This is a genomic window from Streptomyces sp. NRRL S-495, from assembly GCF_000966955.1.
Classification (GTDB): domain Bacteria; phylum Actinomycetota; class Actinomycetes; order Streptomycetales; family Streptomycetaceae; genus Kitasatospora; species Kitasatospora purpeofusca.
Map to the genome: position 1 here is coordinate 1 of NZ_JZWY01000309.1, position 1,453 is coordinate 1,453.

Consider the following 1,453-nt stretch of genomic DNA (forward strand, 5'->3'; position numbering starts at 1 on the left):
GCACCGGCTGACCGGCCGGCTCTACCTGCTCGCCGTCCTGGCCGCCGGCACCGGCGGCCTGCTGATGGCGCCCAGGGGCCTGGTCGGCCCGGTCGCGCCGATCGGCTTCACCGGGCTGGCCGTCCTGCTGCTGCTCTCCTCGGTCCTGGCCTGGCGGGCGGCCCGGCGCCGCGACATCCTCCGGCACCGCGCCTGGGCGGTCCGCTCGTACGCGCTGATCCTCGCCGCCGCGACCCTGCGGATCTGGCTGCCGGTGATGGACCTCGCGGGCGTCCCGTTCGAGCAGGCCTACGCGACCGCCGCCTGGACCTGCTGGCTGATCAACCTGGTGGTGGCCGAGCACGTGATAGCCCGGCTCCCCGGACTGTCCCCGGCCCCTGCCCCGGCCCCGACGGCACCGCCGGCCGGGTGACCCGATGCCCGGCCGGGCCCGCTGACGACCTATCATCCAGCAATGACCACCGCAGAGTTGATCCGGATCGTCTCCCGCTCCTCGCCGATGGCGCTGGCCCAGGTCGAGCGGGTCAGGGCCGAACTCGCCGCCCTGCACCCGGGGGTGCGCACCGAGGTGGTTCCGGTGACCACCTCCGGCGACCGCTGGATGGGCGACCTGGCCCGGCTCGGCGGCAAGGGCGCCTTCACCAAGGAGGTGGACGCCGCGCTGCTCGCCGGTGAGGCGGACCTCGCGGTCCACTGCCTCAAGGACGTGCCGGCCGACCGCCCGCTGCCGGCCGGCACCGTGTTCGCGGCCCACCTGCGCCGCGACGACATCCGGGACGCGCTGGTCCACCCCGACGGTCTGACCCTGGACGAGCTGCCGCCCGGCACCCGGATCGGCACCTCCTCGGTCCGCCGGCGGGCCCAGCTCTCGGCCTCCCACCCGCACCTGGAGTACGTGCCGATCCGCGGCAACGCCAACAGCCGGCTGGCCAAGCTGGCGGCGGGGGAGGCGGACGCCCTGCTGCTCGCGCTGTCCGGGCTGGAGCGGATCGGCGAGACCGCGCGGATCAGCGAGGTGCTGCCGGTCGAGGTGATGTGCCCGCCGATCGGCGCCGGGATCCTCGCCCTGCAGTGCCGCGCCGACGACACCGCCACCATCGACGCCGTCGCCGGCCTCGGCGACCACGCGACCTGGCGCGAGGCGAGCGCCGAGCGGATGTTCCTGCACGTGCTCCAGGGGCACTGCAACTCGCCGATCGCCGGCTGGGCCAAGGCCGAGGAGGACGGCCGCCTCTCGCTGCGCGGCCGGGTCTTCACCCCGGACGGCAAGCAGGTCCTGGACGCCCACGAGTGGGCGGGCTCGCTGAGCCCGGAGGACCTCGGCACCGCGACCGCGCTGGCCCTCAAGCGGCAGGGCGCCTCCGAGCTGATCGCCGCGATCCCGCACTGACCGGTCCCCGGCCCCCGACCGGGGGCCGGGGCGGAACGCCGAAGGCCCCCTCGCTGCTGCGAG

At 75.8% G+C, this 1,453-nt stretch carries 2 protein-coding genes; both read left to right on the forward strand.

Features of this window, described 5'->3' with window-relative positions:
- A partial coding sequence (locus VR45_RS17300) for a DUF2306 domain-containing protein (protein WP_045940672.1) occupies positions 1-412 on the forward strand: 412 nt, incomplete at its 5' end.
- 42 nt (positions 413-454) lie between these two features.
- Entirely contained in the window at positions 455-1,390 is a 936-nt protein-coding gene (gene hemC, locus VR45_RS17305) for a hydroxymethylbilane synthase (RefSeq protein WP_045940673.1), read from the forward strand.
- Positions 1,391-1,453 lie beyond the last annotated feature (63 nt).